This window comes from Mesorhizobium sp. M7A.F.Ca.US.014.04.1.1, from assembly GCF_003998745.1.
Taxonomy (GTDB): domain Bacteria; phylum Pseudomonadota; class Alphaproteobacteria; order Rhizobiales; family Rhizobiaceae; genus Mesorhizobium; species Mesorhizobium ciceri.
In genome coordinates, this window is the sequence record NZ_RZRW01000500.1 from 1 (window position 1) to 4,184 (window position 4,184).

Annotated in this window: 3 protein-coding genes and 1 pseudogene; 1 reads left to right on the forward strand and 3 read right to left on the reverse strand. The window is 64.2% G+C overall.

Annotated elements, in window-relative coordinates; translation table 11 throughout:
- The 3 genes from EOA22_RS26080 to EOA22_RS26090 all read right to left on the reverse strand — a co-directional run.
- The coding region (locus tag EOA22_RS26080; protein WP_127390313.1) for a 2Fe-2S iron-sulfur cluster-binding protein at positions 1 to 1,469 on the reverse strand (1,469 nt) is incomplete at its 3' end.
- Positions 1,466 to 1,762 carry a sarcosine oxidase subunit delta gene (locus tag EOA22_RS26085; protein WP_027160522.1) on the reverse strand — a complete coding sequence of 99 codons (297 nt, stop codon included), beginning with the start codon at positions 1,760 to 1,762 and terminating at the stop codon, positions 1,466 to 1,468. The genes EOA22_RS26080 and EOA22_RS26085, both read right to left, overlap by 4 nt.
- 17 nt (positions 1,763 to 1,779) lie before the next feature.
- Positions 1,780 to 3,039, reverse strand: coding sequence for a sarcosine oxidase subunit beta (locus tag EOA22_RS26090; protein ID WP_063170258.1), 1,260 nt, complete (start codon positions 3,037 to 3,039; stop codon positions 1,780 to 1,782).
- 240 nt (positions 3,040 to 3,279) lie between these two features.
- On the opposite strand from EOA22_RS26090, the pseudogene EOA22_RS26095 reads away from it, so the two are divergent.
- Positions 3,280 to 4,184 (forward strand): annotated as a pseudogene (locus EOA22_RS26095) (mechanosensitive ion channel family protein); the annotation flags it as partial.

A 4,184-nucleotide genomic window follows, 5' to 3' on the forward strand; every position in this document is an offset into this window, starting at 1 on the left:
CTCTGCCCGCCTGCGGCGGCGAGGCCGGCGGCGCGGCCTTCGGCGATGGCTTCGGCCGTCGAGAAGCTTCCGGTGAAGGCGCCTGCGCCGATCCAGCTCTGTGTCGGCTCTGGCGGCAGGAAAGCTTGCCGCGCGGCGTTCCATTCCGCCTTGGCGCCGGCCTGGCTGGCCAGATGGATGGTCGGCGACCAGCCGCCGGACATCAGCAGGCAATCGGCATGGATACTGCGTGCATCACCGATGAGTGCCCCATTGGCCATGTCGAAGCGCTGCAGCTTGAGGCCGGACAGCGCCTTGCCGCCTTCGGTGGCGACGACGGCATGGCCGGCAAAGATCTCTGCCTCGGCTTCCGCGGCCAGCTTGCGCATCTCCGGCGAAAGTTCCGGCCTGACATCGGCGATGGCGACGACCGCGGCGCCGGCCTTCTTCAAGGCGACAGCCGCCCGATAGGCGCTGTCATTGTTGGTGAACAACGCGATCCGCTCGCCCGGCAGCACGCCGAATTCGTTGGCATAGCGCTCGGCGGCATGCGCCAGCATCACGCCTGGCCGGTCATTGCCGGGGAAGATGAGCGGCCGCTCGAACGCACCAGTGGCCAGGACCACGGATTTGGCGCGGATCGCCCAATAGCGATGGCGCGGCTCGCCCTTGCCGGGGTGCTCCTTGTGGTCGCTGACCCGTTCGAGCGCCGCAAGCGTGTTGTTGTCGTAGTAACCCCACACCGTGGTGCGCGGCAGAAGCCGGACATTGTCGCGGCCTGCGAGCTGGGCGACGGTGCGCCGCGCCCAATCGGCGGCAGGCGCGCCATCGATCGTTTCCTCGGACCAGTTGGCCGAACCGCCGAAATGCGGCTCGAGATCGGCCAGCATGACGCGCGCACCCTGATCGGCGGCGGCCTTGGTGGCCATCAGGCCGGCCGGCCCCGAGCCGACGACCAGCACGTCGCAAAAGGCGTTCATGCGTTCGTAGCGGGCCGGGTCTTTCGCCGATCCGGCACTGCCGAGACCGGCTGCGCGGCGGATGAAGTGTTCGCAGAACATCCAGAAACGCGTGCCCTTGAGCGGGCCGAACACCGGTCCCATGAAGGTCTTGTAGTAGAACCCGGCCGACAGGATCTTGCCGCCGAGCTGGTTGACGGCGTTGATGTCCCAGGCAAGCGAGGGAAAGCGGTTCTGGCTGATGGCAACCAGCCCGTCATGGATCTCGACCATGGTCGCTGGAATGTTGGGCTCGCGAACCTCGCCCTTCAGCACCGTCACAAGCGCGTTGGGTTCCTCGACGCCTGCGGTGAGCAGGCCGCGTGGGCGATGGTATTTGAACGAACGCCCGTACAACGTGACGCCCTTGGCCAGCAGGGCTGACGCCAGCGTGTCGCCGGCATGGCCGGTGTAGGCCGTGCCATCGAAGGTGAAGCGGATGGTTTTCAGCCGGTCGATGCGGCCGCCGGTGTCGGCACGGCGCGGGCTCATGCCTTGTCCTCCGCCTTGCGGCGCGCGGCCGGCCCATGATCGCCCCGCGCAAAGGCAACGCTGGAAATCTCATGCGTCAGCGTGTTGCGCACGACCTTGAGATGCGCGCGGCAGCCGCCGGAATGTTGCCAGATCTCATTGTGGTCGCCGGCCGGATTCAGCCGGTCATAGACATAGGCGTTCCACGCCTCGAAATTCTGCGAGGCGGGGTCGGGACGCTCACGATTGCCGTCACCCTGATAGGTGAACTCGATGACGTCGCGCGGGCCGCAATAGGGGCAAGTGATCAACATTGGACTCTACCTATTGCCTAATGCAGCCGCGGGTTTGCACCCTGGCCCTTGTCGTCGATCACCAGCCCGCGGTGGAAGCGGTCGAGCGTGAAGGGCGCGTTGAGGTCGTGCGGCTGGTCCTTGGCGATGGTCCAGGCGAAGCACCAGCCGGAAGCCGGCGTCGCCTTGAAGCCGCCATAGCACCAGCCGCAGTTGAGATACATGCCAGGCAGGGGGCCGGCGGTGATGATCGGCGAGCCGTCCATCGACATATCGCAAACACCGCCCCAGGAGCGCAGCATGCGCACGCGCGCGAGTCCCGGAAACAACGCCAGCATTTCACTCATCACCTCGTCGACGACAGGCAGATTGCCGCGCTGGGCGTAGCTGTTGTAGCCGTCGATGTCGCCGCCATAGATGAGGCCGCCCTTGTCCGACTGCGACATGTAGAAATGGCCCATGCCGAAGGTGACGACCGTGTCGATGAAGGGCTTCAGCGATTCCGTGACGAAGGCCTGCAGCACATGGCTCTCGATCGGCATCGTCTCGATGCCGGCCATCTGCATGACGCGTCCGGTGCTGCCGGCGACCGCCACGGCCACCTTCCTGGCGCGGATGTCGCCGCGCGAAGTGGTGACGCCTGATATGCGGTCGCCGTCGCGCAGGAAGCCGGTGACCTCGCAATTTTCGATGATGTCGACGCCGCGCCTGTCGGCGCCGCGCGCATAGCCCCAGGCCACCGCATCGTGGCGGGCGGTGCCGGCGCGGCGCTGCATCAGGCCGCCGACCACCGGGAAGCGAGCGCTGTCGGAGATATCGAGCGCCGGAATCAGGCGTTTGATCTCAGCCTTCGTCATCAGTTCGGCATCGACGCCGAGATGGCGCATGGCGTTGCCGCGCCTTGCATAGTCGTCGAACTGGGCCGGCGTGTGCGCCAGGTTCAGGCAGCCGCGCTGCGAGAACATGACATTGTAGTTGAGCTCGTGCGACAGGTTCTCCCACAGCTTCATCGAGTGTTCGTAGAAGCGGGTGTTGGCAGGCAGCAGATAATTCGAGCGCACGGCCGTGGTGTTGCGGCCGACATTGCCGGAACCGAGCCAGCCCTTTTCCACAACGGCGACATTGGTGATGCCGTGTTCCTTGGCAAGATAATAGGCGGTCGCCAGCCCATGACCGCCGCCACCGATGATGATGACGTCATAGGACGCCTTCGGGTCAGGCTTGCGCCATGCCGGCTTCCAATCCTTGTTTCCCTTGAGCGCGTTCGCGAGCAGCGAAAAGGCCGAGTACTCTGCCATTGATGTCATCCGGTTCGGGCGATGCGGCAGACTATAGAGCAGGCCGCATCCGCAAAGCCAATATTGCGCCATCGCCTTTCGACTGGCCGACGCCCGGGATGGGATCACTCGGCGTGAGTGATCGGTTGGGGCCAATGATCGGATGGGCTCGCGATACGACGGCTTGCCCCATGATAGGGCCGTCTTTATCAAGGACAGGCTTTCAAATTGCCTTTGCCGCCGATGAGTCGCCAACAAATCATGCTTTTCCGATTGCTTCGTCTCATCCTGGTACTCACGCTGGTCGTTTCGGCGCCGCTTTCGTTTGAGGCGATGGCGCAAGCGCTCGGCCAGGGCTCGGCCGGTTTGGTCACCGATCAGCAAAAGGTCATCCAGGATCTAACGGCCAAGACGGACGATCTCGAGAAGAAGATACAGCAGGACGGTGAGGACGATGCCTCACTCGTGGAGATCCGTCTGCAGCTGGAGGACCTGTCGCGGGCGGCACTCACCAGTGCGCTGGTATTCCGCTCGCGGCTCACCGAGATCAACAATCGCATCGAGGTGCTGGGTCCTCCACCGGCGGCGGGCCAGCCGCAGGAGCCCGACATCGTGACGGGCGAGCGTCAGGCGCTTGCATCGGAAAAGGCCGAGATCAACGCGGTCGTTGCCAGCGCACAGAACCTGTCGATCCGCATCAGCGGGCTGATCGACAAGATCGGCAATATGCGCAGCGAGCTGTTCCGCAATCTTTTGACCAAGCGCTACGTGCTGTCGGATGCGCTGAGCCCGCAGGTGTTTTCCGACGCCCGCGACGAGTTCGGCAATCTCTACAAGGCGGTGTCGTCCTGGTTGAGCTTTGCCTTCAAGTTCAAGTTCCAGGCGATCCTGGCGGCAACCTTCGTGGCGCTCGGGCTGGCGCTGGTGCTGCTGGTTGGCGGCAGGCGTCTGTTCGGGCGGGTGTTCGAAGCCGACCCCACCAATGAGGACCCATCCTATCTCAGCCGCCTTTCGGTGGCCTTCTGGTCGACCTTGCTGCCGACGCTGGCGGTTGCCGCCTTTCTTGGATCGACGATTTTCTTTTTCAATTATTACAATGTGTTGCGCGGCGACATTGGGCTCTTCCTCAACGCGCTGGCGACCGTCATCGGCGTGGTGTTCTGCGT

Coding starts and splice junctions, on each gene's coding strand:
- EOA22_RS26085 (WP_027160522.1), bottom strand. CDS start 1,762: ATGTTGATCACTTGCCCCTATTGCGGCCCGCGCGACGTCATCGAGTTC.
- EOA22_RS26090 (WP_063170258.1), bottom strand. CDS start 3,039: ATGGCAGAGTACTCGGCCTTTTCGCTGCTCGCGAACGCGCTCAAGGGA.